General features: G+C 29.3%; 3 protein-coding genes. All 3 read right to left on the bottom strand.

From position 1 onward, the window contains the following. Positions 1–282: 282 nt before the first annotated feature. The 3 genes from Q1A73_RS24255 to Q1A73_RS24265 all read right to left on the bottom strand — a co-directional run bounded on the left by Q1A73_RS24255 (position 283) and on the right by Q1A73_RS24265 (position 3,662). Entirely contained in the window at positions 283–1,725 is a 1,443-nt protein-coding gene (locus tag Q1A73_RS24255) for a hypothetical protein (protein WP_299611343.1), read from the bottom strand. A gap of 318 nt (positions 1,726–2,043) precedes the next feature. Beyond that, complete coding sequence (locus tag Q1A73_RS24260; RefSeq protein ID WP_299611346.1) at positions 2,044–2,688, bottom strand: hypothetical protein; 645 nt, start codon at positions 2,686–2,688, stop codon at positions 2,044–2,046. 152 nt (positions 2,689–2,840) lie between these two features. Then, entirely contained in the window at positions 2,841–3,662 is an 822-nt protein-coding gene (locus tag Q1A73_RS24265) for a hypothetical protein (protein ID WP_299611349.1), read from the bottom strand. Between the last annotated feature and the right edge of the window lie 400 nt (positions 3,663–4,062).

Here is a 4,062-nt window from a genome sequence, read left to right on the forward strand (position 1 = left end):
ACGATAATGAACAAATTATTGCAGTAAATATTCCGAATAGAATTTTTTTCATTTCTTTTTTGTAATTAATGCTAACGTTTAGTATAAGAAATGTAAGGCAGTTGATAAGCTATACGTTTCGGATTGGTACTAAGCCAAATATAAATATTTTGTATTCACCTTCTTAACCGTAAATGCCAAATTTTATATTTGGCGACCTCATAAAGAAACACAGACTTTTAAATTAAGCCTAAACCGCCTTATGTTTTTTATACATTGTTACCTGCTGTGCTTTCTTGTTTACTATACTTTTGCTTTTAAAAAGAAATCATTTAGCGCTTCTTTTAATTTTTTATTTTCCATTGATAAAGCTTTATTTCTTATATCATTCGGGTTGAAATATGACACTTTGTATTTTGAAGCAGAGGAAGATATATACTCTAGTTTTTCAAGAGCATCATCAGTAAAGCCTCCAGTTGACCAAAATTCAAATTCAATTTTTTTCTTTTTCCAAGTTTCTTGTTTCTCTATCCATTTTTTAAAAGCTGGAATTTTTTTTCCTAACCACTTTTCTATGGTTTCTAGGTTTATTTTGGAGCGTTTTGCTTTACATTCTGCAATGACAACCCTATCATTATAAATAGCTAACACATCCATTTCGTGGCGAGAATCATTTTCATAAATTTCACGACCTAAGTCAATACTACTATTACTATCTAAAGAATGAATGTGTCCAACAACAAATTCGAAAAGCGCTCCTCTTATGTTATTTGCTAGACCTTCATTATACTTTTTTAGTTCTTTGATTAAATCTAGATATTTTTCAGGTGAAGATTTTAAACTAGCACCTGCATTATTCAGAACACTTATTAACTCTTTGAGTGTATCAGCATATTTTTGTCCAAACAATTCTTTAATAAAACCGACAGCAATTCCGTGAAATTTAAGAGCAGTTAATGCCTCTTTACTTAAGTCATCTACTATTAGAAAAGGAATAATTCTAGAAGCATTATTAAAACTTTGAATATGTTTTATTTTTTCGATAAAGAATGAAACATCTTTTTCATTAATTGAAGTTCCAATTATAATATCAGCTAATATAAATCCAGATTTATTTCCTTGCATTAATCCAGTGATATTTGAAACTCCTTTGAAAGCCCATCTGAATTTTCCAAATTCCGCATACTTTTCAGCTGTGTTGTATGAAATGAGTCCTATGTTTTTATTTAAAGTACCAAAATCAGTAAGAATATTATCTTTAATAGTCTCGATTGTCTTGTATGTTAATGAATTTAAGTTAGTTCTTTTTAACTTAGGAGAAATGTAGTAATATTCACTATTGTAATTTAAAATATTGGACTTTATGAATTTTTGAATTATTTTATTGAAAGGTAAATGTCCTTTTAATGCTATAATTGGATAGTTTGTATAACACTCTAAGAATTTTTGATTAATAATTCCTCCGTGAAGTTCTAGAGCATTTAATGTATACCAGTATTTTTTTCCATTTTCGAACATTGCTTTATTTAATGAATCAAATAAAAGTCCATCTTCAATATGTTTTTCTAAATAGCATAAGGATAGATTACTTACAAAATAACCTTTGATTTTTAGTATTTTTTTATTCCGTGCAACTCTTTGACTAGCTGTGTTATAATTGATTTTTTCGGAGGTCTCTATTAAGCTAGATAATTCATTTGACATCAAAGGTCCTTTTCTATCTAATATCTTTTCTATTGATGTCATATCACACTATATATAAATAAACTCTTTAGAGTTTGTGTCTAGTATTTTTTTTCGTGTTAGCTCAGTGTTTGCGTTGTTTTTTTATTAAAATCCTTAAAAAAAACCTGTCATATCAATATTTGAATCAGTGTTTTGTGCATTGCAGGTAACGTTTAATATATGTGTCGTAGCAGGGCAAATTGTTACCCTGTTTTTTGATTTTTCTGCGCATTGTTTGCTAACTTTTCCATTCTGCAAGCATTGCGCCTTACCAAAAACACAAGAAACATTCGATTGATCACTTTGCTGCTATGATCACATATATAGTGTTGTGCATAGTTATTTTTTTGATTTGTATATCGCTCCATAGTAAACAATTCCTTTTGGACTTGTCGACTTGTAAACGTATCCGTCGTTATCTAAAAGTTTTAGAATTTCAACCTCGATTTTCTCTCCAATTAAAGTTTTTAGGTTATCATCGGACATTCTTTTGTAAGTCAAAGTATATTTAGAATTCGATGTCCAGTTAATGCTATAAATCTGTCTACTTTTATAACTTTTTTCTTTTTGTGTTTTTTTTCTCCTTTTAATTTTAGTGTCTTGATGATTTATATGATGATAACTAAAATTCCCTGTTCTGAATTTTGAGCATTCCTCAATTTCTTTTTCATTTAATTTTAGGTTTTCAAATTCAGGATTCATAAATGAGAAGGTTAAATTTCCGCATCTACCAATTAAAGGACCGTCTTTTGGATAATCAAAACTCTTTATGTAATCGATAAGTTGATCAATATTAGCTTGATTTTTATGGGTTGTTTTTTTCGCAATCAATTCAACATCGGTTATTCCATTTATACTATCAGCACAAATCTCGAGTGTCACATAATCTACAATTTCAACTCCTTCAATGAAGTATCTTGTCATTATTTGAGCATGTAGATTGATGGAAAGTATTAAAAATCCAAAAAGTAATATTTTATTCAATTCGCAATTATTTTTAATTATGCACAACGGTCTCGGCTATGAGTAGTTGCGTGGTTTAGCACTTAACTTTGCAAATACACACCAAAATGAAAATCCGCGAGGATTTTCAGAAGTAAGCGAGAACAAGCAATTACTTATAGCCATTGTTGTACCTAGTTTTTATATTTAATTTCCCTATAAGTTCTGTAATATGGTTTTTTCGTGCCATCAGGACTTATAACGTTTTTGATTAATTTAATCCAATTCCCTTTTTCATCATATTCATAATCTATTTCGTGAATAAAAGGTTCTGTTTTGTCAGTCAAAATCCAATACAGTTTGGTAATGTCTCCATTTTTATTTTTTTCAAGAACATAATCCGAATTTATATTCCCTTTTATTTCTTCTTCTAATCGACCTTGGTAATTAAAGTCCATTAGAATGAACTTACTATTTGGATAATCATAATTTACAGTTTGAAGTCTAGTATGGTCTGGTCCAACAATTGTATGCTCAATTTCAATTGGGTTTTTCATGCTGTCATATTTTACAGTATATCTCAAATAAGTCTCTCCAGAATCATTTATTTTTTCCTTTATCTTTGTGTTTTCTTGATATTGATATTTGACTTTAGTTATATACCATTTCCCGCCTTCATATTTTAAATTTCCTTCATAGTTTAGAATTCTATTGTTAGAATCTAATTCAATTATTTCGTCAGCAATTAGTTCATTATCTCGATATTTCTTTACTAACATTTCCCTTCCAGATTTAAAACTGTAGATGTTTTTTTCAATCCAAGTTTCAGAATTCGCCAAAAAAATTGTGTCATTAACAATTACTTCGGCTGGATTTCCAAATTTCACGCTGTAATAATTTCTTGGTGCTACTCGCTCGGCAATTTCTGAATAGAAAGTTGGTTCAAATTCTTGGTCATGTTGAGAATACCCAACTGCAGTTATGAGAAGGAAAAGTATGAATGGAATTTTATTCATTTTTTAAATTAGGTACAACGGTGAATATATGCATTCGTGCGAGTAGAAATTCAGGGAATTTCGGGTAGGGCACGAGTGCATATCTTTTTTGTTTGACGCTAACTTAATTCAAACCAGCGACTAATCAAAATTATATGCACGTCTTAGCAAAAATACACCATACATTAACTCAAAAAGATTACTTCGCATGATGCATATATAGTGTTACCACACGTTATTTCTTTTTCCCAAAATGTTTGGCATACAAATATAATATTGTCAGTACAGTTAAGAATATATAGATTACAGTTTCTCCTTTTTCAGCAAGATTCATTTGAAGAAAATTTTTTAATTTACATAGACAGAATTCTAGTCTGTTATTTTGAGATTCTTATGGAACTTTTCGCTTTACTTAATAAGT

The organism is uncultured Aquimarina sp., from assembly GCF_947492115.1.
Lineage (GTDB): Bacteria > Bacteroidota > Bacteroidia > Flavobacteriales > Flavobacteriaceae > Aquimarina.

Bases quoted from the DNA above. Each gene is read 5' to 3' on its own strand.
- Q1A73_RS24255 (WP_299611343.1), bottom strand. From the start codon at position 1,725: ATGACATCAATAGAAAAGATATTAGATAGAAAAGGACCTTTGATGTCA.
- Q1A73_RS24265 (WP_299611349.1), bottom strand. From the start codon at position 3,662: ATGAATAAAATTCCATTCATACTTTTCCTTCTCATAACTGCAGTTGGG.